Genomic DNA, 21,322 nt, shown 5'->3' on the forward strand with positions numbered 1-21,322 from the left:
CCATGAGAAGCACACTCTTGCTGTCAGGGATCGCGTTGGGCGTGGCCATGGCCGTCGGTTGCAGCAGCACCTCGGGTGTCGCCGTGATTCAGGGCGTCGGCGCCACCCCCGCGTTGCCACCGCCCGACACCTCGGTGATTCCTACCATCAGCGTCGCGAAGGCAATCGGGTGGCCCGGCGAATCGCTGCCGGCCACTGCCGCGGGCACCACCGTGACGGCCTTCGCGCGTGGACTCGACCACCCGCGCTGGTTGTATGTGCTCCCCAACGGCGATGTGCTGGTCGCCGAAACCAACGCTCCGCCAGGGCGTGGCGCGGTCACCGGCATCAGGGGGTGGTTCTTCAGGCGCTACCAGAAGCAGGCCGGCGCCGCCGTGCCCAGCGCCAATCGCATCACCTTGCTCCGGGACGCCGACGGGGATGGCGTGGCCGAAGTGCGGTCGGCGTTGTTGACGGATCTGAACTCGCCTTTTGGCATGGCGCTGATCGGCAACACGCTCTACATCGCCAACGCCGATGCCATCGTCAAGGTGCCGTACGCCGCCGGCGACACGACCATCACGGCGCCGGTCACGACCGTGACCAGCCTGCCGGGCGCCGGAACCTTCAATCACCACTGGACCAAGAACATCATCGCGAGCCCGGATGGTTCGAAGCTTTATGCCACGGTCGGCTCCAACAGCAACATCGCCGAGCACGGCATGCACGAAGAAGACGGCCGGGCGGCGATTTGGCAGATCGATCTGGCGACCGGCGCCAAGCGCCTGTTCGCGACGGGTCTGCGTAACCCGGTCGGCCTGGCGTGGAACAAGGAAACCGGCGCGCTGTGGACGGCCGTGAACGAGCGTGACGAGCTTGGCAACGACCTGGTGCCCGACTACATGACCGCGGTCCAGGACGGCGGCTTCTATGGGTGGCCGTACAGCTATTTCGGGTCCCACGTGGACGAGAGGGTCAAACCACCGCGGCCTGACCTGGTCGCCACGGCCATTGTTCCTGACTACGCACTGGGCTCGCACACCGCCTCGCTCGGTCTCGCCTATACCCACGTCAATAGCCTGCCGGCGCTGTTTCAGCGCGGCATGTTTGTTGGGCAGCACGGGTCGTGGAACCGGAAACCGCGCAGCGGCTACAAGGTGATCTTTGTGCCATTCGCGGGAGGCAAGCCTTCAGGTCTGCCGGTTGATGTGCTGACCGGCTTCCTTACGCAAGACGGCGAGGCCATGGGCCGTCCGGTCGGTGTCGCCCTCGACTCGCGCGGCGGGCTGCTGGTGGCCGATGACGTGGGAAATGCGGTGTGGCGGGTCGCCGGCACGGCGGGAATGGCGCGTCGGTAGCTCAGGCGGCGCCGAGAAGCAGCTCCTCGCGCCGTGGTTACGTCCTGAGCGGCGTGTTCTTGATCGGCAACTCACGGACGCGGATGCCGGTGGCCGCGTGGATCGCGTTGCACAGCGCCGGCGCCAGCGGGGGCACCGGCGGCTCGCCCAGGCCGCCGAGCGGCGCGTCCGAACGAATGAACGCTGTGGTGATCTTCGGGGCGTCGGCGATGTGGATCATAGGGTAGTCGCGAAAGTTGGTCTGGACAATGCGGCCCTGGTCGATGGTAATTTCGCTCAGCAGAGCTGCCGAGAGGGCGAAGATGATGCCGCCTTCCACCTGGGCGGTGGCACCGTCGAGGTTGACGACATCGCCGCAGTCAACGGCGGCGTAGACGTTCAATACTTTCAGCTGACCGTCGGGAGACACCGCGACATGCACCACTTCGGCGCAGATGGTGCCGAAGCTGTCACACACGGCAATGCCGCGGCCTTCGCCGGTCGGCAGGGGAGTGCCCCAGCCGGACATGGCCGCCGCCTTCTCGAGCGCGGCCTTGAAGCGCGGTTGCTCGCCGAGCAGCCCGCGCCGGAACTCGAACGGATCCTTGCCGGCGGCGTGCGCCATCTCGTCGATGAAGGATTCCTTGAAGAAGCCGTGCTGCGAGTTGAGCACCGATCGCCACTGGCCGTCGCGGATCGGATGGGCGGCCTTCTTCTCTTCGGCCTCCTTTTCGTCGATGGCGTACGGCATGAACACGGCCTCGCCATTGCCGCCGCCGGTGTAGTTGGAGTGCGCGGCCAGGAGCACCCCGTTCGCGTCGAGCGCGCCGGCATGCCGCGACATCGCCGCGCCGCGATAGTAATCGTGCTGGATGTCGTTCTCGCGCGTCCAGATGGTCTTGACCGGCACCGGCGACATCGCCCTGGCCACGCGCACGCCGAGATCCACGTAGTCGAACGTGAACGGCAGGCGCCGGCCGAAGCCGCCACCGAGCAGGAAATTCGTGAGCTTCACATTCCCGGTATCGAGGCCGAGCGCCTTGGCCGCGACGCTGCGCGCGTTCAGCGGATCCTGCACGCCGGCCCACACCTCCGCGCGATCGTTCTCAACCCTGGCCGTGCACACCATGGGCTCCATCGTCGCGTGCGCGAGAAACGGTGCGCGGTAATCGGCGGTGACGGTTGTCGCGGCGTTCTTCGGCAGCGCCGGCGCCGGGCCGAGCGCCTGGTCGAAGGCCGCGAAAATCGACGCCGTCGAGACCGCGCCGTGTCCGGCATCGCTGAACTCCGGCGTGAGAGCGGCCAGCGCGCGGCGGGCGCGCCAGAAGCTGTCGGCAACCACCGCCACCGCCTCGTCTAACCGCACGACTTTCTTGACGCCGGGCATCGCCTCGGCGGGCGCGGTGTCAACCGACACCAGCTTGCCGCCCTGCACCGGCGCGATTGCGAGCGCGGCGTAGAGCATGCCCGGCAGGGTGAAGTCGATGGCATAGACGGCGCTGCCGTCCACCTTGGAGGGGATGTCGAGCCGCTTCGCCGAGGTACGGCGAATGGTAAAGGTGTCGGGGTTCTTGAGCGCCGGGCTGGTCGGCACCGATTCGGCCGCTGCCGCGCGCGCGAGTTCACCGTAGGTGGCGCTCTTACCCGAGGCCGCGTGGGCGACGCGCGACGCCTTGGCCGCGCACTCGGCGGCCGGCACGTTCCACTGCTTCGCGGCGGCCGCCACGAGCATCTCCTTCGCGGCGGCGCCGGCCACCCGCATGCCCCACTCGCCGGTGCCCCGCACCGCGGTCGAACCGCCCGTCACCATGAGGCCGAACCACTCCATGGCCTTGAAGGCGCCGTAATCGACGCCGCGCCCCAGCATGGCCGGCACGTAGCCGCCACCCATGGCGCGGATGATGTAGCCGTTGGCGTACTCGTCGAGCGCCGGTGCTTCTTCGGCGCGGACCAGCGACCAGTCGGCTTCCAGTTCCTCGGCCGCCATCATGGCCAGCGCCGTCGGCGTGCCCTGGCCCATCTCGCAGTGCGGGATCAGGATCTCGATCAGGTTGTCGGGCGTGATCGTGATCCAGGTCGTGAGCTGACCCTTGGCCGCGGCATCGTCCGACACGAGTGAGTGCCGGCTGGGTGCGAAGGTGAAGCCGGCGACGCCGATGAGGAAACCGCCGCCGGCCACCGTGCCGGCGCCGATGAACGCGCGCCTGGTCCACTTGTTCATGACACGCTCCCTTCGGTGGTGGTGCTGGCGACGGAGGCGATGGCATGAATGGCGGTCCGCACGCGCGTGAACGTGCCGCAACGGCAGACGTTGGTCAGGCGGGCGTCGATGTCGGCATCGGTCGGCTTCGGCGTCTCGGCGAGCAGCGCCGCAACGGCCATGATCATGCCCGACTGGCAATAGCCGCACTGCGGCACTTGATGCGCCACCCAGGCGGCCTGCACCTGGTGCAGCGTGCCGTCTTGCGCCAGCCCTTCAATCGTCGTCACACTCTTGCCCTCGGCAGCCGAGGTCGGCAGGACGCACGAGCGCACCGGCCGGCCATCGAGATGCACGGTGCACGCGCCACAGGCGGCGATGCCACAGCCGAACTTGGTGCCGGTGAGCCCGACGGTTTCGCGCAGCGCCCACAACAGGGGCATCTCCGGTTCGACATCGAGGGTGTGGGTCGTGCCGTTGACGGTGAGGGTGATGGCCATGAATCCTCTTTGGCCGCGCGGCGTACGCGGTGCCACGAGGATACGTCAATCGACCGAGTCGAGGACCGACCGCAGCTTGCGCCCCAGGGCGTCGGCGGTGAAGGGCTTGGGGAGAAAGGCAATGCCCGCCAGCAGGACGCCTTGCCGGTCGATGGTGCCTGGCGGGTAGCCCGACATGTAGATCACCTTCAAGGACGGCCGCTCGACGAGCAGTTCTCGGGTCAGCTCGGGGCCGCTGGCGCCGGGCATCACGACATCGGCGAGGATCACGGCGATGTCCGGGTGCTCGTCGAACAACCGCCGCGCCTCGCCCGCGTTGGCGGCGCTCAGCACCGTATAGCCTTGCCGCGCCAGCAGCAGGCCGATCAGGTTGCGCAGTCCGTCGGCGTCCTCGACGACCAGCACGGTCTCGGTGCCACCCAGCTGGTTGACGACCGCCGGCGGAGCCGGCGCGGTCGCCGTCGCCGCGGCGGCGCGCGGGAAGTAGACCTTGAAGGCCGACCCCTTGCCGATCTCGCTGTATACCGTCACGCTGCCGCCGCTTCGGGCAATGGTGCCCTGGACACTGGCCAGGCCCAGCCCCGTGCCGCTGCCGCGAGTCTTGGTGGTGAAGAACGGCTCGAAGATCCGGGCCATCACTTCTGGCGACATGCCGATGCCGGTATCGGTGACGGTGAGGCACACGTGCGGGCCCGGCGCAACGCCCGGGTGCCCCTGCGCATAGTGCTGGTCGAGCTCGACGTCGGCGGTCTCGATCGTCAGCGTGCCGCCATCCGGCATGGCATCGCGGCCGTTGACCGCCAGGTTGATCACGATCTGCTCGAGTTGACTGCGGTCGATCGTCACCAGCGACAAGTCGGGCGCGAGGCCGAGCACGATCGTCACGTTCTCGCGGATCAACCGATCAAGCATCGCCCGCATGTCGGCGAGCACCACGTTGAGGTCGAAGGTCGAGGGCGCGATGATCTCCTTGCGGCTGAACGCCAGCAGTTGTCGCGTGAGTTCCGCCGCCCGCTGGCCGGCCTTCTGAATCTCGGTCACGTCGGCGCCATGGCGGTCGCCTGGCTGGAGGTCATCGAGCAGCAGTCCGCAATAGCCAAGAATGGCCGTCAGCAGGTTGTTGAAGTCGTGAGCGATGCCGCCGGCCAGTTGGCCGATCGCCTCCATCTTCTGGGCCTGTTGAAACTGCTCCTCCTGCGCCCGCCGGCTGGTGATGTCTTCGGACACCACCAGCACCCCGGTGACCTCCCCCTGCTCGTCGCGGTACGGCACCTTGACCGTGCGCACCCAGCGCCGCTCGCCGTTGGCGTGGTAGGGCTCCTCGATGTTGTGCAAGACGCCGCTGTCCATCACCTCGCGGTCGCTGGCGTTGGACGCCTCGGCCATGTCGGCCGGATGAAAGGCGGTCGCGTCCTTGCCGACGACATCCTCGACGCGCCGGCCGAGATCGCGGGCGTAGTTGGTGTTGCAGAACCGCACGACCGACTGTCGATCCCTGACGACGATGCGGTGGGGAAGATGTTCGAGCAGGTTGCGGTTGAGCCGTTCGCTCTGCCGCAGCGCGCTCTCGACCTCGAGGCGTTCCGCGGTCTCGTGCTCGAGCTCGTAGAGGCGGCCAATGTACCCTGCCATGGCCAGCACCTGCTGCTCTTCGGCGGCCGTGAACGCGCGCTCGTCGTTGCCGACCAGGCAGATCCAGCCATAGACGCTGGTCGGCGAGGTGATCGGCGCGATCAGGAAGTGCTGCACCTCGGGATGGCGGGCCGGGAACAGCCGGGACCCTGGCTCGGCGTTGGTCACTCGGCCGCGGGTCGAGCGCCGCTCGGTGATGACGGTCCCGAAAATGCCCGGCGGGCGGTCGCCGGCCGCGATCCACGGCTCGACATCGGGATCGGAGCACACCAGGCTGCGGAGCAGGCAGTCACGGCCGAGGATGCCAATGGTGACGTAGGACGCGCCGAACAGGTCGTGTACCGCCCAGCACGCGCGGCGCAAGCGGTGCGCTGAGTCGCGCATCGACGCGAAATCGAGGCCGATGTTGATCAGCGCGCGCAGGCGCGCGTTCGCCCGGCGCAGGTCGTCGGCCGTCTCCGACAACTGATCGCCCAGGAGCTGCAGCTGTTCGGCGTCGGCGCCGGCAACGCCGGCAGCGGCGGCACCGCCGGCCAGCACCAGATCGACAATCTTCAGCACTTCCTCCTGGAGTGGCGGCTTGGTGAGCACGTAGGGCACACCGCTGGCCCGCGCCATGGCCCGCGCCTCGCGTTCGCCGTAGGGCGCGGTGTAGAACAGCACCGGGAGGGCCGCGGTGGCGGGGTCGAGGCGGAGTCGGCGGACGAATTCGTAGCCGTCGAGCACCGGCATCAGCACGTCGCTGATCACCAGGTCGGGGCGATCGGACTGCACCACGGCCAGGCCAGCGTGGCCATTTTCGGCTTCGAGCAGGCGATGGCCGCGAGCGCTCAGCGGCGCAGCGAGCGCTCGGCGGTTACTGGCGAGGTCGTCGACGATCAGTATGACTGCCAAGCTCGCGGCCAGTATATGGGCCGCTCAGGGGGTGCGAGTGTTCAGAACAGGACAGCGCGCGGCCCGGCGCATAATGGCACATGCAGACACAACGCTTCCTCGTCACCGGCGGCAGCCAGGGCATTGGCGCCGCCATCGTCACTCAGGCGCGGGAGGCCGGCCACCAGGTCGTGTTTACCGGCCGCAATGAGGCGGAGATTGCCGCGGTGGCCAAGGCCACCGGCGCGCATGGCCTCAAGGCCGATGTGGCGGTTGACGCCGACAATGCGCGCACGATCGAGACCGCGCTTGGCGTGATGGGCGGCATCGACGTGCTGATCAACAACGCCGGCACCGGCTACAACGCCGAGATCGGCGCGCTCGACGTCGACAAGATGCGGCAACTGTTCGGCATCAACGTCTTCGGCATGGTGGATCTCACCAATCGCGTGGTGCCACTCATGAAGGCGCAGAAGAGCGGCGACATCGTGAACCTCGCCTCGACCTCGGGCACGAAGGGCGCCGTGGGCGGCACGGCGTACTCGGGCAGCAAGTGGGCCGTGCGCGGGATCAGCCAGTGCTGGCAGGCGGAACTGCGGCCGCACGGCATTCGGGTCGTGTGCATCTGCCCGTCGGAAGTGCAGACCAACTGGATGGGCAAGACCGGCCGCAACAACCCGAACAAGCTCTACGCTGGGGATATTGCCGCCACGATCATGGCAGGCCTGAACATGCCGCGTCGCGTGCTGTGGACGGAACTGGCGGTCTTTGCCAACAACCCCTGGAAGGAAGACTAGAAGGAGATTCAAGTGGGGAACAAACTGGGTTTTGAGGTGGAACTACCGATGGCCTTCGACGACGCGATTCCGCTGGTGAAGGACGCGTTGAAACAGGAAGGATTCGGCGTGTTGACGGAGATCGACCTGCGAGCGGCCTTCAAGGAAAAGCTCGGCAAGGACTTTCGTCCGTACGTCATTCTCGGCGCCTGCAACCCGCCGCTGGCGTACGCCGCGGTCACGGCCGATCCCTCGATCGGGCTGTTGCTGCCGTGCAACGTGACGGTGGAATCAACCGGCGAGGGTCGCAGCATGGTGCGACTGACCGATCCCGAACAGCTGCTCGGTGGCGTTGCTGCGGGCATGGCGCCGCACATGGTGGAAGTGGCGAAGGATGCGCGAGTCCGGATGGTGCGGGCGACGGACGCCCTGAAGCGCATCAGCGCGGCATAACGGCGACGTCGAGTCGCGACTCGCCGATCGCACCTCACCAGTGGGTTCCAATACGCTCATCCAGCACTTCGCTAGTTGGGAGCGGCGATCGTTTGGGCCGCCTCGAGTTCATCGAAACCGATCAGTGCACAGTGTTGCACTGATCGGCGGCGACCCCGTGCGATACTCGCCGCACACAGTGTTTTTTTTGGGCCGCGCGAGAAGTCACGGGAGAGAGGTCGATGAAGGCGAAGCAGGTGCGTCCCACCCGGAGCCATCATGATTGACCGAGCGTCGAGCTTCACCGATCGCCAGGCCCGCATCCTGATCGTGGACGACGAGCGCCCCAACCGGCAGTTGCTGGAGGGCATGCTGGCATCGGCCGGCTACGAGATCCGGATGGCGGCCGGCGGCCGCGAGGCGCTGGCGATGATCGATGACGAGCGTCCCGATCTCATCCTGCTCGACGTGATGATGCCCGACATGGACGGCGTCGACGTCGCGGCCGAACTCAAGAACGGGCTGACCACGCGGAATATTCCGATCGTCCTGGTGACGGGGCTCGACGACCGCGACGTGAGACTCCGCGGCCTGACGGCGGGGGCCGAAGACTTCCTGACCAAGCCGGTCGATCGCGCCGAGCTGTCGATGCGCGTGCGCAACCTGCTGCGCCTCAAGGCCTATGGCGACCACTTCGACCAGAATGCCCAGGTGCTGGAGGCCGAGGTCCTCGCCCGCACCTTTGAACTGCGCCAGGAGCGCGACCGCGCGGCGCGGTACCTGAGCACCGCCGACGTGTTCCTGCTCGCGCTCGACATCGACGGCCGCGTGACGCTGGCGAACCGGTATGCCTGCGAGGTGCTCGGCTGGGACGAGCAGGAGCTGATCGGCCGGGAGTGGGCCGAGAGCTGCCTGCCCGAACGCGCCCGGGCGGGGTTTCGTGGACGCTTCCTGCGCATGCTGACCGGCGAGTTCGCGCTCGCCGAGAACCCGGTGCTCGCGCGGTCGGGCGTCGAGCGGCTGATCGAATGGCGTAACACCGTGCTGCGCGACCCGAACGGCCACGTCACCGGGACCTTCAGCTCCGGCAGCGACATCACCGACCGCACCGCCGCGGTCGAAGCGCTGCAGATGGCAAACGAGCGCACCAGCTATGCCCTCGAGATTGCCAACGTGGGCATCTGGGATGTGGACTATCCGACCGGGGCCACGCGGTGGTCGCCGATCCTCGAGTCGCAGTACGGCCTGGCCCCGGGGGAGTTCGGTGGCACTCTCGAGTCGTTCATCGCGCGGATTCATCCCGAGGATCAAGCCGCCGCACGGACCGCACTCGCGGAGGGGGCGAAGTCGGGGGCCGACTTCTCGATCCACAACCGGGCGCTGTTGCCCGACGGCTCGCTGCGCTGGCTCCACAACACCGGTCGCTTTCAGTTGGGAAGCGATGGCGCGCCTCGGCGCGGCGTCGGCATCTCGCAGGATGTCACCGAACGGCGGCTGCTCGAAGCGCAACACCTGCAGGCCAACAAGATGGAGGCGGTCGGCCAATTGGCCGCCGGCGTGGCGCATGACTTCAACAACCTGCTGACGGTCATCAGCGGCTTCACCGAGCTGGTGGGCGAGACCTTCGACGCGGGCAGTCAGAATGCCACCGACCTGCAAGAAGTCCTCAAGGCGTCCAAGCGGGCCACCGAGTTGACGCGACAGTTGCTGGCGTTCAGCCGGCAACAGGTGCTCGACCCGATGCCCCTCGACGTCAACGCGCTGATTACCGACATGACCCGCATGCTCAACCGCTTGATTGGGGCCGACATCGCCGTGTCGCTGGTCCTGGCGCCAGGGCTGGCGGCGGCCCTGGCCGATCGTAGCCAGATCGAGCAGGTGGTCATGAACCTGGCGGTCAACGCCCGCGACGCCATGCCGAGCGGCGGCACGCTGACGATCGAAACCGCGGACGCCGACATCGAGAATTCGTCGTTCCACTCCGAAACCGTGATTGCCGGATCGTACGTCATGGTGTCGGTCACCGACACTGGCGCCGGCATGACCAAGGAAACCGAACGGCGCCTGTTCGAGCCCTTTTTCACGACCAAGCCCACCGGTAAGGGCACCGGCCTCGGCCTGTCCACCACCTACGGCATTGTCAAGCAAAGCAAGGGGTACATCTGGGTCTACAGCGAGCTCGGCCACGGCACGACCTTCAGGGTCTACCTGCCGCGCGCGGTTGGCGCGGCGGTCGCGGTCGCGCCTACCGCCGTGGCGACTGCGCCGGCGGCCCGTCCGTCAGAGACCGTGCTGCTCGTCGAAGACGAGCCGGGTGTGCGCGACCTGGCCAGGCGTATTCTCGACCGGGCAGGTTATCGAGTGATCGAAGCGGACAATGGCAATGACGCCGAACGGATGTACCATAGCCACGCTGGCGCGATCGCCATCGTGGTGACCGATGTGGTGATGCCCGGGTGTGGCGGGCCCGAGCTGGTGCAGCGGTTGCTGCTGGCGAACCCGGCACTCCGTTACCTCTACATGTCAGGCTACTCCGAGCACACCCTGATCAGGCTGGCTGACCTCGATCGCAGCCGGCCAGTCGTGCATAAACCGTTCACCGCCGCGAAGCTCCTGAGCCAGTTGCGCGAGACCCTGGATCGCTAGGCGCCGCCCGACCTGAAACCGAAGACGAGGACCAAGTGCATTCCATCCTGATCGTGGACGACGAAGTTGGCATCCGGCAGATCCTTTCGCGCTTTCTGACGCTGCCGGTCTACAGCCTGCGGGAGGCACCCGATGCCGAGACCGCGCTCGCCGTCATGACCGAGAGCCCAGCCGATGTGGTGTTGTGCGACATCGAGATGCCCGGCCAGGGCGGCTTGTGGCTGGCGGCGCAACTGCGCCAGCGGTTTCCGCACTCCGCCATCGTCCTGGCCACGGCGGTCGACACCATTCCTCCCACCACCAGCTTTCAGCCCGGCATCGTCGAGTACCTGGTCAAGCCATTCGAGAAAAGCCTGGTGCTGAGGGCCGTGACGAACGCGATCGCGTGGCGGGAGGCCGAGCTTGCCAAGCCCCCGGCGCGAACCGACGGCGCGGCCCGCCTTGACGCGTGGATGGACGCTGACCTCAAGGATCTTTAGCGCCGGCGTCGGTCTAACTCCAAAGTGTTGAGATCGGTGCCGCCACAATGCGGTCGGAGAGCGCGAACGCGCGGGGACCGGTATGCAGGACGATGCCGGCCACGAACTGCTCATCGAAGCGATCGCGCAGCGTCACCAGATGGCGGGCCGCCGCCGCGGTGGGCGCCGCGTCGGCCTTCACTTCAATCGCAATGAGCCGGCCGCCGCCGAGTTCCACCAGGAGGTCGACCTCGAGCCGGCCTTCCTGCTGCCGCACATGGAACAGCCGCGGCCGCGTCTCGCTAACCGGCACCTCGGCGCGGATCTGTGCGACCACGAACGTCTCGAGCAGCCGGCCGAACAGATCGCCCTGCCGGAGGGCGCCGCTGGTGTCGAGCCTCAGCGCGGCGCCGGCGATGGCCGGGTCGACCACGTGGCGCTTGGGACCCTGGACCAGTCGCTTGAGGCGGTGCGAGGTCCAGGCGGGCAGGTTTTCGGTCACGAACAGGTTGCTCAAGAGCCGGTCGTACGCGGCCGCGGTTTTTCGGTTGATCCCGGCGGCATCAAACAGCGTCCGTTCATCCGCCACACCGGCCGTGTTGAGCGCGTACGCTTCCACGTACCGGCGCAGTCGCACCGGATCGCGGCCGGCGTCCACGAGTTCAACGTCGCGAGTGAGCAGGTGCTCGAGGTAGCTGTCCAGCCAGCGCTGTCGAGCGGCGCCGGTGAGGCGCAGTGCCGGCTCCGGGAATCCACTCTGAAAAATCAGGTCCACGTAGCCGCGAAGATCGGGCGTGTGCCGGGCTGGCTCGAGCGGCGCCCCCGCGGCGACGCGGTCGACGAACGACGGCCCTCGGATGGCGCCCACCTGCTCGCGAATGGTCATGCCGAACATCGGCAGCCGCGTCACGCGACCAGTGCCAGGCCACCACTCGCCGTCCAGTTCAGCGCGAACCGAACCCGTGATGATGAAACGGCCTGGCTCAGGCCTGGTGTCTACGGCGCGCTTGACGGCGCCGAGCACGCCGGGCACCAATTGCCACTCGTCGATCAGCACGGGCTCCCGAAGTCCGCGCAGGGCAGCGTCCGGATCGGCCTTGAATGACTGCGCCTCGGCGGCGATGTCCAGCCGGACGATTGAGGCAGCGTGCCGGGCCGCCGTCGTCGTTTTTCCCGATGCTCTCGGGCCGACCAGCAGCAGTGCAGGCAACTGCCTGAACAGCAACTCGATCGCACCATCGAGCGCGCGCGGGGCATAAATCGCCACGCCCTAAAATACCACTATTACACACAAAGTGATGCCACTGTAACACATAGATCGATGCCAACATTACACGGAAGGCTAGCCGCTGAGGAACTGCCGCATCCGGGCCAGTTCCAACTCCAACTCGCGCTTGAACGCGGCTTCCCTTGGCGGCCGGCCCGCGACATAGCCGAGCGCAGCGAGCAATTGTCCGTCCTTCAGCGAGACGTTGGCCCAGCCGACGCAGCGGTCGCGCCAGAGCAGCGGCAGCGCGTAGTAGCCGAGCTTTCGCTTGGGCTCCGGTGTGTAGGCTTCGAATCGGTATGCCCAGTCCCACAACAGCTCGAAGCGCCGGCGATCCCACACCACGGGATCGAATGGCGCGAGCAGCCGTACGGCCTCTGGCGCCTGATCGTCCGGAATCGCTTCGCCCGCCGGCCAGTACCACGTCTGCCCATTGACCACGGCGTGTGACAGGCGCTGACGGGCGCGAACCTGGGCGGCCCGCACTTCGGCTCGCCAATGCGGCACCGCATATCTGAGCCGCGCGATCACGTACGACAGACTGGCCGCCGGCAGTGGCGCGTACTTGTGAACGACGATGTCGACCAGGGCGTCGAGGCGGGCGCGGCGGGCGAGTGCACCGCTGACGCCCTCGCCGGTCTGCTGCGCCGCATACAGGCGGATGCCGGTGTCGCGGCCGGCCACGCGCAGCAGCCCTTTGTAGTGCATGGCCTCGAGCATGTGCGTGGTGGCGCTGGAGGAGCCGCCCCAGTAATTGGTGACGCGGCCATGCGCGAAGTGCGCATCGACATCGCGTGGGTGAACCGTGCCGCGTTCGCGCACGAACGCCAGCAGCGCCGCCGCCCGCTTGTTGGACGCGTTGGGCGACAGGCCGGCGCGCGGGTGCATCAGCGCGTGCAGCCGCCGCGTGACGAAGCCGTAGTTGATGAAGACGTCTTCTTCGATCGGCAGGCGCGGGTACTGCCGCTCGAGATCGCCGGCGCGGTACCCCTCGACCCGTGGCCGCAGCGTCAAGTCCTGCGCGCGAGCCGGCGCGCGAATCGGGTCGGCCTGCACGAACCCCAGCGTGTCGATCGCGCGCGCCAGGGTGGTCGGCGGAAACAGGCTGCGCGTGACGGCGAACCGCCGCATGTCTTCGATTGTCGTCATCCGGGTCTTATGATCGACGGGATGCTACACTGGAGTCACCCCCCTGAAAGGACGAAGTTTGTCTGCGCTCACGAAGGTCGTGCTCCACGTGTGGAGCGACGGCACCTGCAGTTTGTTAACGGTTCCGCTTGATTGGCGCGCGGGCCACACCTTGCCCGAAAACGTGCCCGACGAGCGCTACGACACGCCGGAGCATGCGATGAGCGCGCTGGCCGATGCCGGCCGCTCGCAGAATCCCACCATGAGCTGGTATCGCGATCCCTCGAAGCGGCTCCCGGCCGATTCGGACGGCTCCCAACCGTCGGCGTGATGTAGCGTCCGGCTTTAGCCGGACCATCCCTAAAGCTTCTCGATCTTGCTGTAGAAGCCGCTGGTCTTCAGCGTGATCGTGACCGGTTCCCAGGTCAGGTTCTGCCAGAACCAGCCGTGGCGGCCATCGAACGGTGCGTGAAACGTACCGTGATCGCTCGCGGCTTCTTCGCCCTTCGCGTAGCTGGCCTCGCCGCCGGTGCCATCTCCGTACTCACCGTGCATGTCGAACTCGACGGTGCCGCCCGCGACCGTCCAACTGAACACGTAGCTGCTTCCCTTGACCATGGTCGCCTTGATCTCGACGCCCTCGCCGGGCTTTAGCGTCAGCGTCATCTCGTCGCTGCGAAAGGGCGCCTCGGGCCGGGTGACGGTGGCGGCGGCTTCGGGCGTCACCGGAATCGTCATGTCAATCGCCGACGCCGGCGGACGCAGCAGGCCGATCGCGTTGCCGATGCCCGTTGGGTCCATGCCGTACTCGGCCGGCAGGACGGCGGTAACCAGGACGGTCGCGGCGACCAGCAGGGCAATGCCAATCGCGCGCGCGAGCTGTGGCACGGTCGGCAGCGGTGGGGTGTTAGCAGAGGTCATGCGTTCCCAATCTGTGACTAATCGGTGTCTAATCTGTGGCCCTATTGCGTGGCGAAACCGACCAGTTGATAGCCGGCGAGGATGAAGCCGCAGGTCATCACGACGACGTTGGCGGCGAAGGCGTGGCGGTCGAAGCCGGGCGAGCGGCGCCAGAAGCCCATGGCGATCAGGATCGCACTTAGTCCCAGCACCTGTCCTAACTCCACGCCGACGTTGAAGGCGATGATGTTCGGCACCAGCCCCTCGGCCGACAGCGAGAAGTCTTGCAGCTTGGTGCCGAGACCGAGACCGTGAAACAGGCCGAAGATCCACACGGCCAGCTTGGTGTTGGGCTGAAAGCCGAACAGGCGCGTGAAGAAGCCCATGTTGTCGAGCGCCTTGTAGACCACCGACAGGCCGATGATGGCGTCGATCAGGAACGGGTTGACGTGCGTGCCGCTCATCACCGCGTAGAGCAGCGTGATGCTGTGGCCGACGGCGAACAGCGTGACGTAGAGCGCGACTTCCTTGAGGCGGTAGAGAAAGAAGATCACGCCGAACAGGAACAGCAGGTGGTCGTAGCCGGTGACCATGTGCTTGGCGCCGAGGTAGATGAAGACGGCCAGTTGCCGGCCCTGCGTGATCAGGTCCTTGTCGCTGGCGGCAACGCCGTGCGCGGACACGCCGTCGGCGAAGACCGTCGCCAGGACGAGGAGCAGGACGAGGTAGCGTCGGGTGGTCAATCGCCTGAAATTCTACCCTCAACGCTCGTCTGGTATAGTCGAAGAGTCTCGATGGTCCGGTCCACCGCACATCTCCTCGTCATCATGATGCTCCTGGCGTCGGGCCGGTTGCTCGCGTGCGGGTGGGAGTGTATGGACGAGCTCGCGGCGCCTGAGGCGGCTTCGTGCCACACGGAATCCGCGCCGGCCACGGCGATCAACGGGGACCCTGCGCACGCGTGCCTTCCTGACGTCGCTGAACCGCTGGTAAGGGTCGTCAAGACGCTCGAGGCGCAGGACCTGGCGGCGGCTCCGTTAGCGATACCGCTGGCCAGGCCCGACCGCGACCTCGCCCCTTCCAGTGCTCACCTGCATTCGTACCACCTCCGCCACGAGTCGCCGCATTTGGCGACACTCTCCGTCCTTCGCATCTGATCGTCCGCTCCTGTCGCCATTGCCAGGAGGGCGGCGCTTTAGCGCCGCCGTAATCGAACGAGGATGCATCAGATGATCAATCGACGTACGTTTGTTAAGGGACTTGCTGTGGGCGGCGCGGCCGCCGGCCTGGGCATGTGGCCGTCGCGCGGGTTTGCGCAGGTCGACTCGCGCACCAGCCAGGCGACGCTCACCGGCACCGAGTTCGACCTGCGCATTGCCGAATCGCCGGTGAACTTCACCGGCGCCCCTCGCATGGGCATTACCGTGAACGGCACCATCCCGGCGCCGCTCGTGCGCTGGCGCGAGGGCGACACCGTGACCATGCGCGTCGCCAACGCGCTTGATGAGGACACCTCGATCCACTGGCACGGCATGATCCTGCCGGCCAACATGGACGGCGTGCCGGGGTTGAGCTTTCACGGCATCCATCCAGGCGAGACCTTCACCTACAAGTTCGCCGTGCGCCAGGGCGGCACCTACTGGTATCACAGCCACTCGGGCTTCCAGGAGCAGCGCGGCCTGTATGGTCCGCTGGTGATCGATCCGCTCGAGCCCGAGCCGTTCCGCTACGACCGCGAACACGTCGTGCTGCTCACCGACTGGACCGACGAAGACCCTAAGCGCGTGTTCCGCAAGCTGAAGAAGCAGGCCGACTACTACAACCGCGATCGCCGCAACTTCGGTGACTTCCTGAAGGACGTCCGGGAGAACGGGTTCAAGGCCACGGTCGCCGAGCGGCGCGCGTGGGGCGACATGCGGATGTCGGCGACCGACCTGGCCGACGTCTCGGGCCACACCTACACGCACCTCGTGAACGGTGTTCCCCCCGCGGGCAACTGGACCGGCCTGTTCAAACCGGGCGAGCGGGTGCGCCTGCGGGTGATCAACGGCTCGGCGATGACCTACTTCGACGTCCGCATCCCGGGCTTGAAGATGACGGTGGTCGCCGCCGACGGCCAGTACGTGCATCCAGTGACGGTGGATGAGTTCCGCATCGCCACCGCCGAGACGTTCGATGTGATCGTCGAGCCGTCGGGGCAGGACGCCTTCACCATTTTCGCGCAAGCCATGGACCGCACCGCCTACGCGGCCGGCACGCTGGCCGTGCGCGACGGGCTGCAGGCACCGGTGCCGGCGCTCGATCCGCGGCCGCTGCTGAGCATGGCCGACATGGGCCACGGCGGACCAGGCCACGACATGGCGGCCATGGCGCCGCCAGCCGCCGCCGATCCCCACGCCGGACACAACATGCCGGCGGCACCAGCCGCGGTCGACCCCCACGCCGGACACAACATGCCGGCGGCGCCGGCCGCGGTCGATCCCCATGCCGGCCACAACATGCCAGCGGCACCGGCGGCGGCCGATCCCCACGCCGGGCACAACATGTCGGCCGGTGGTGGCGCCCAGATGCACCCGGACACCGAGAACAATCCGCTGGTGGACATGCAGACCATGGCACCGACCGCGAAACTCCACGATCCCGGCATCGGCCTGCGCGACAACGGCCGCAGGGTGCTGACCTACGCCGATTTGAAGAGCACGTTCGCCGATCCCGACGGCCGCGATCCGGGACGCACGGTGGAACTGCATCTCACCGGACACATGGAGCGTTTCGCCTGGTCGTTCAACGGCATCAAGTTCGCGGACGCCGAGCCGCTGCGGCTCACTTACGGCGAGCGCCTGCGCATTGTGCTGGTGAACGACACCATGATGACGCACCCGATCCACCTGCACGGGATGTGGAGCGATCTCGAAGACGAGGCGGGCAACTTCCTGGTGCGCAAGCACACCATCGACATGCCGCCGGGCACCAAGCGCGCCTACCGGGTACGCGCCGACGCACTGGGCCGATGGGCGTTCCATTGTCACCTGCTGTTTCACATGGAAGCCGGCATGTTCCGCGAAGTGCGGGTGGAGGAATAATGGCGGCCCTCACTCGGTTCGCTCTCACACTGTTGTTCGCGTGCGCGCTGGCCACCACCGCGGCTGCGCAGGTGACGCCCGTGCCGCCACCGACCGACGAGGATCGCCGGGCGGCGTTCCCGCCGGATCTGCAGGGGCATGCCGTACACGACACCGGCATCCACTACATGTTGCTGTTCGATCAGCTGGAATCCGAGTTCTCCGGCGCCGGCGTCGGCGCGCTCTGGGACACCAACTTATGGGTCGGCGGTGACGTGAACCGCATTTGGGCACGCACCGAAGCGGCCTACCAGGAGGGTGCGTTCGAGCATGCCGAGGGGCACCTGCTGCTCGGCCGCAACTTCTCGCGCTGGTGGACCGTGGTCGGCGGCGTGCGACAGGACTTCGCCCCCGGCGTCGGCCGCACCTGGATGGCGGTGGGCCTCCAGGGCCTGGCGCCACAATGGTTCGAAGTCGAGAGCACGTTCTACCTCGGCGAGTCGGCGCGAACGGCGGCGCGGCTTGAGGTTGAGTACGACCTGCTGTTCACCGACAAGCTGGTCATGCAGCCGCTGCTCGAGATGAACCTGTACGGCAAGGACGATCCCGAGCGCGGCATTGGCGCCGGCCTGAGCACCATCGAATTCGGTGCCCGGTTCCGTTATGAAATCCGCCGTGAGCTGGCGCCCTACGCCGGCCTGGTGTGGCACCGCAAGGTGTTCGGCACCGGCGACCTGGCCCGCGAACAAGGCCACGACGTTGGCGGCTGGCGCCTGGTCACCGGTTTAAGGGTATGGTTCTGACATGACCAGAAAAAAGGACTGAATTACAGGAGATCAGGAGATCAGGAGACCACTCGTCTTTGGTCTTCCCGGAATGAACGCCTGATCTCTTGATCTCCTGTGAATGGGCTACTTGGCCATCAGCGTGAACTTCTGCACGCGGCGCCCTGTCGAGGCTTCGCCGACGTACAGGTTGCCCCGGCTGTCGATGCTCATGCCGTGCGGGCGCAGGAACTGGCCGACCTGCCGGCCGCCGCGGCCGAATTCGCCAATGACCGCCAGGTCGCTGCGGCGGAGGATCCAGACCTTGTGGTTGGTGCCGTCCGCCATGTAGAGAAACTGCTGCGCCGCGTCCTGCGACGGCACCAGCACAAACGCCGACCCCGACGACCGCGTCAGCGGCGCGATGATCTTCTCGCTGAGGAACGTGCCCTTTTGGTCGAACACCTGGATGCGGTTGCCGCGGCGATCGGCCACGTAGATCTTGCCGTCGCTCGTGCCGGTCAGGCCGTGCACGGTCGAGAACTGCGTGTTCGGCACGTTCGGATCGTTCGCCATCTTCTGCGTATCGTCGGGCGGCTTCCCGTAGGCGCCCCAGTGGCGCAAGTACTTGCCGGTGGCGCCGTCGACCACGACGACGCGGCGGTTGCGGTAGCCGTCGGCGATGAAGGCCTCGTTGGTCTTGGGATCGACCCAGATGCCGGCCGGCCCGCCCAGAAGCGTGGTGTCGTTGCTGCCGGCGACCTTGTCGAACTCACCAATTGTGAAGACCAGCTTGCCGGCGCGCGTGAACTTCATCACCCGGTGATGCGCGTGGCTGCCGACCCACACGAAGTCGTTGTGGTCCACGAAAATGCCGTGGGGGTTCTTCGGAAACTGCGACGGGTCCTCGGTCGCCGCATCACCCCAGCCCTGCACCAGCTTGCCTTGCGGATCGAACTCGAGCACGACCGGCGCCGGCCGGCAACAGGTGCCCATCGGCGGCGTCTGCATTTCGTAGAGCTCTTCTTCGGTCAGCGTCTCGGGCAGGTGCGAGACCCACACGTGCTGTTTGGCATCGACAAACACGCCGGTAACGGAGCCCAGGATCCAGTTATTCGGCAACTCGAGCGGCCAGGAGGGATCGACCTGGAATCGGGGCGGGGGTGGCTGGGCCTGGGCATTTGCGGTCTCGCGCGGGGACCCGATGCCGCCAACCAGAATCGTCAGAAGAACAATGAGTGAGAGGTGCCATTTCGTTCGCATGGCCAGACGATAACACGGCCGCCGAAGCTTGGCACGTCGGTTGCAGCCACTGGGGTTATGTCCCCGATCACCCTTCGCAGCTGGCCGCTCATGCTCCGCGTGGTTGTGGCCGTGTTCGCGGCGGCTACCGCGGTGTTTGCCTGGGGTTTCTATACGCTCGTCTCCGGGATGCCCGGACGCGAGGAGTTACGCGCCTTCAGCGTGATGCCGAGCGCGACTGTTCTTTATGACGCGGCCGACCGTGCAACTTTTACCATCGCGAAGGAACATCGTATTGAAGTGCCACTGGCACAGGTATCGCCCTACCTGATCAAGGCAGTGATTGCCATCGAGGACCGCCGCTTCTTCGACCACGACGGCCTCGATCCCATCCGTATTGCCGGCGCTGCTTTCGCGGTCATCCGCGCCGGCGAAGCCGTGCAGGGCGGCAGCACCATTACGCAGCAGCTGGCCCGCCAGTCGGTGGGGCGCCAGAAGACGCTGCGCCGCAAGCTCCGCGAAGTGGTCTTCGCGGCACAACTCGAGCGCCACTTCACCAAGAACGAGATTCTCGAGCTCTATCTCAACAAGGTGTACTTCGGCGACGGCCTCTACGGCGTCGAAGCGGCGTCACGCGGGTACTTCAACAAGCCCGCGGCGGCGCTCACCCTGCCCGAGGCGGCGCTGCTGGCCGGCCTGCTGAAGGCGCCGTCGAACTACGCGCCGACGGTGGATCTGGCGAAGGCCGAAAACCGCCAGGAGGTCGTGCTGGGGGCCATGCTGGCCTCGAAGACGATCACCGCCACCGAGCACGCGCAGGCCATGCGCGCCCAGGTGACGATTGAGGACGGCCTGCGCGGACCGGAGCCGTTCGGCCACTACTTCAAGGAGGAAGTGCGGCGGCAACTGGTCGAGCGCTTCGGGTGGCCGCTCGTGTCGGAGGGCGGCCTGCATGTCTACACCACCATCGATCCGGCCATGCAGCGCGCCGCTGACGCAGAGGTCACGCGCAGTCTCGCCGACATCGATCGCACCCGCAAGGGCGCCGCGGGCGGTCCCGTGCTGCAGGCGGCGCTGATCGCGATCGAGCCACAGTCGGGCGCAGTGCGCGCGCTCGTCGGCGGCCGCGACTTCGTGGCCAGCTCGTACGATCGCGCCCTGGTCGCGCGGCGCCAGCCGGGCTCGGCCTTCAAGCCGTTCATCTATGCGGCCGCCGTCGAAGCGGGCTACGGCCCCAACGACACCATCGAAGACCTGAGTGGGCCGGTGATCGCCAATGCCTCTTGGGATCCCGCGGATGAACACCAGGAGGACGACTGGGTGACACTGCGCGACGGCCTGCGCCTGTCGAGCAATCGCGCGGCCGTCCGTTTGCTCAGCGACGTCGGGCTGACACGCACGCTGAAGTTGGCTCGCGGGTTCGGCTTCACCGACCTGCCGAATGTGCCGTCAGTGGCGCTCGGCGCCGGCGAGGTCACGCTCCTGGGGCTCACCTCGGCGTACTCGGCCTTCGCCAACGGCGGCGCCATCACGCCACCGTCATTGATCCGGAAGGTCGTTGATGCCGATGGCGTCGTGCTGTTCGAGTCGGCCGAGACGCCGCGGCAGGCGATCAAGCCCATGACCGCCTACCTGATGGCCGACATGCTGCGCGGCGTGATCGACGCCGGCACCGGATCCGGCGCCAGGCGGCATGGGTTCGCGTTGCCCGCGGGCGGCAAGACCGGCACCACCAATGACTACAAGGACGCGTGGTTTGTCGGCTTTACGCCGTCGATCGTAACTGGAGTGTGGGTGGGCTTCGATCAGCCGCGCACGATCCGCAGCAATGGCTACGCGTCGGAACTCGCGGTGCCCATGTGGTCGCGCTTCATGAAGACTGCCACAAACGGCCACAAGGCCACCTGGGTGAAGCGCCCCGCGGGCGCCAGTCGCGATGTGCGCCTCGCGCGCGCGGAACCCAAGCAGGACGCCGAGCCGGTGCTGCAGACCGACGCCGAAGCCGACGAGCGTGGCGAGCTTCAGGAGAACCCCAAGAAGAAACGGGGCTTTTGGGGCCGACTCTTCGGTCGCGGAGACAAAGACAAAAAATAGCGCACTCCAGGCACCTTAGGCACCCGAGGCAC

The 21,322-nt window shown here is 66.9% G+C and carries 18 protein-coding genes; 10 read left to right on the forward strand and 8 right to left on the reverse strand.

Annotated elements, in window-relative coordinates:
• Nucleotides 1–2 precede the first annotated feature (2 nt).
• A complete protein-coding gene (locus Q8T13_20780; protein ID MDP3720206.1) occupies nt 3–1,337 on the forward strand; it encodes a sorbosone dehydrogenase family protein in 1,335 nt (444 codons plus the stop codon).
• A 37-nt stretch (nt 1,338–1,374) separates the two neighbouring features.
• Here Q8T13_20780 and Q8T13_20785 read toward each other — a convergent pair whose 3' ends face one another.
• From Q8T13_20785 to Q8T13_20795, 3 genes are read right to left on the reverse strand one after another with little or no spacing between them, the layout of a single operon-like run.
• Entirely contained in the window at nt 1,375–3,537 is a 2,163-nt protein-coding gene (locus tag Q8T13_20785) for a molybdopterin-dependent oxidoreductase (protein ID MDP3720207.1), read from the reverse strand.
• Nucleotides 3,534–4,016 (reverse strand): (2Fe-2S)-binding protein, encoded by a 483-nt coding sequence (locus Q8T13_20790; protein ID MDP3720208.1) that lies wholly within the window; start codon nt 4,014–4,016, stop codon nt 3,534–3,536. Before Q8T13_20790 ends, Q8T13_20785 begins: the two co-directional genes overlap by 4 nt.
• 45 nt (nt 4,017–4,061) lie before the next feature.
• On the reverse strand, nt 4,062–6,542 hold the full coding sequence (locus Q8T13_20795; GenBank protein ID MDP3720209.1) for a response regulator: 2,481 nt from the start codon (nt 6,540–6,542) through the stop codon (nt 4,062–4,064).
• 80 nt (nt 6,543–6,622) lie between these two features.
• On the opposite strand from Q8T13_20795, the gene Q8T13_20800 reads away from it, so the two are divergent.
• The 4 genes from Q8T13_20800 to Q8T13_20815 all read left to right on the forward strand — a co-directional run bounded on the left by Q8T13_20800 (nt 6,623) and on the right by Q8T13_20815 (nt 10,854).
• Nucleotides 6,623–7,318 carry an SDR family oxidoreductase gene (locus Q8T13_20800; GenBank protein ID MDP3720210.1) on the forward strand — a complete coding sequence of 232 codons (696 nt, stop codon included), beginning with the start codon at nt 6,623–6,625 and terminating at the stop codon, nt 7,316–7,318.
• 12 nt (nt 7,319–7,330) lie between these two features.
• Nucleotides 7,331–7,750, forward strand: coding sequence for a DUF302 domain-containing protein (locus tag Q8T13_20805; GenBank protein MDP3720211.1), 420 nt, complete (start codon nt 7,331–7,333; stop codon nt 7,748–7,750).
• 258 nt (nt 7,751–8,008) lie between these two features.
• Nucleotides 8,009–10,375 carry a response regulator gene (locus Q8T13_20810; GenBank protein ID MDP3720212.1) on the forward strand — a complete coding sequence of 789 codons (2,367 nt, stop codon included), beginning with the start codon at nt 8,009–8,011 and terminating at the stop codon, nt 10,373–10,375.
• A 35-nt stretch (nt 10,376–10,410) separates the two neighbouring features.
• Nucleotides 10,411–10,854: a response regulator gene (locus Q8T13_20815; GenBank protein ID MDP3720213.1), complete on the forward strand. Its 444-nt coding sequence runs from the start codon at nt 10,411–10,413 to the stop codon at nt 10,852–10,854.
• Nucleotides 10,855–10,867: 13 nt separating this feature from the next.
• Here Q8T13_20815 and Q8T13_20820 read toward each other — a convergent pair whose 3' ends face one another.
• Together Q8T13_20820 and Q8T13_20825 are read right to left on the reverse strand one after the other, a co-directional pair.
• On the reverse strand, nt 10,868–12,100 hold the full coding sequence (locus Q8T13_20820; GenBank protein MDP3720214.1) for a DUF4143 domain-containing protein: 1,233 nt from the start codon (nt 12,098–12,100) through the stop codon (nt 10,868–10,870).
• Between the two features lie 75 nt (nt 12,101–12,175).
• Nucleotides 12,176–13,249 carry a crosslink repair DNA glycosylase YcaQ family protein gene (locus Q8T13_20825; protein ID MDP3720215.1) on the reverse strand — a complete coding sequence of 358 codons (1,074 nt, stop codon included), beginning with the start codon at nt 13,247–13,249 and terminating at the stop codon, nt 12,176–12,178.
• 58 nt (nt 13,250–13,307) lie between these two features.
• Here Q8T13_20825 and Q8T13_20830 point away from each other — a divergent pair, with 58 nt between their 5' ends.
• On the forward strand, nt 13,308–13,559 hold the full coding sequence (locus Q8T13_20830) for a hypothetical protein (protein MDP3720216.1): 252 nt from the start codon (nt 13,308–13,310) through the stop codon (nt 13,557–13,559).
• 29 nt (nt 13,560–13,588) lie between these two features.
• Here Q8T13_20830 and Q8T13_20835 read toward each other — a convergent pair whose 3' ends face one another.
• Together Q8T13_20835 and Q8T13_20840 are read right to left on the reverse strand one after the other, a co-directional pair.
• Nucleotides 13,589–14,149, reverse strand: coding sequence for a hypothetical protein (locus tag Q8T13_20835; GenBank protein MDP3720217.1), 561 nt, complete (start codon nt 14,147–14,149; stop codon nt 13,589–13,591).
• Between the two features lie 41 nt (nt 14,150–14,190).
• Complete coding sequence (locus Q8T13_20840; protein MDP3720218.1) at nt 14,191–14,811, reverse strand: HupE/UreJ family protein; 621 nt, start codon at nt 14,809–14,811, stop codon at nt 14,191–14,193.
• 111 nt (nt 14,812–14,922) lie between these two features.
• Here Q8T13_20840 and Q8T13_20845 point away from each other — a divergent pair, with 111 nt between their 5' ends.
• The 3 genes from Q8T13_20845 (at nt 14,923) to Q8T13_20855 (ending at nt 17,993) form a co-directional block, all read left to right on the forward strand.
• Nucleotides 14,923–15,285, forward strand: coding sequence for a hypothetical protein (locus Q8T13_20845; GenBank protein ID MDP3720219.1), 363 nt, complete (start codon nt 14,923–14,925; stop codon nt 15,283–15,285).
• 63 nt (nt 15,286–15,348) lie between these two features.
• Nucleotides 15,349–17,211, forward strand: a complete 1,863-nt coding sequence (locus Q8T13_20850; protein MDP3720220.1) for a copper resistance system multicopper oxidase — start codon at nt 15,349–15,351, stop codon at nt 17,209–17,211.
• Complete coding sequence (locus tag Q8T13_20855) at nt 17,211–17,993, forward strand: copper resistance protein B (protein MDP3720221.1); 783 nt, start codon at nt 17,211–17,213, stop codon at nt 17,991–17,993. Before Q8T13_20850 ends, Q8T13_20855 begins: the two co-directional genes overlap by 1 nt.
• Before the next feature lie 108 nt (nt 17,994–18,101).
• On the opposite strand, the gene Q8T13_20860 is transcribed toward Q8T13_20855, so the two are convergent.
• Nucleotides 18,102–19,217 carry a hypothetical protein gene (locus Q8T13_20860; GenBank protein MDP3720222.1) on the reverse strand — a complete coding sequence of 372 codons (1,116 nt, stop codon included), beginning with the start codon at nt 19,215–19,217 and terminating at the stop codon, nt 18,102–18,104.
• Between the two features lie 57 nt (nt 19,218–19,274).
• Between Q8T13_20860 and Q8T13_20865 the strand changes: the two genes are divergently transcribed.
• Nucleotides 19,275–21,290, forward strand: coding sequence for a PBP1A family penicillin-binding protein (locus tag Q8T13_20865; protein ID MDP3720223.1), 2,016 nt, complete (start codon nt 19,275–19,277; stop codon nt 21,288–21,290).
• Nucleotides 21,291–21,322 lie beyond the last annotated feature (32 nt).

Source organism: Acidobacteriota bacterium (genome assembly GCA_030697165.1).
Classification (GTDB): domain Bacteria; phylum Acidobacteriota; class Vicinamibacteria; order Vicinamibacterales; family UBA2999; genus 12-FULL-67-14b.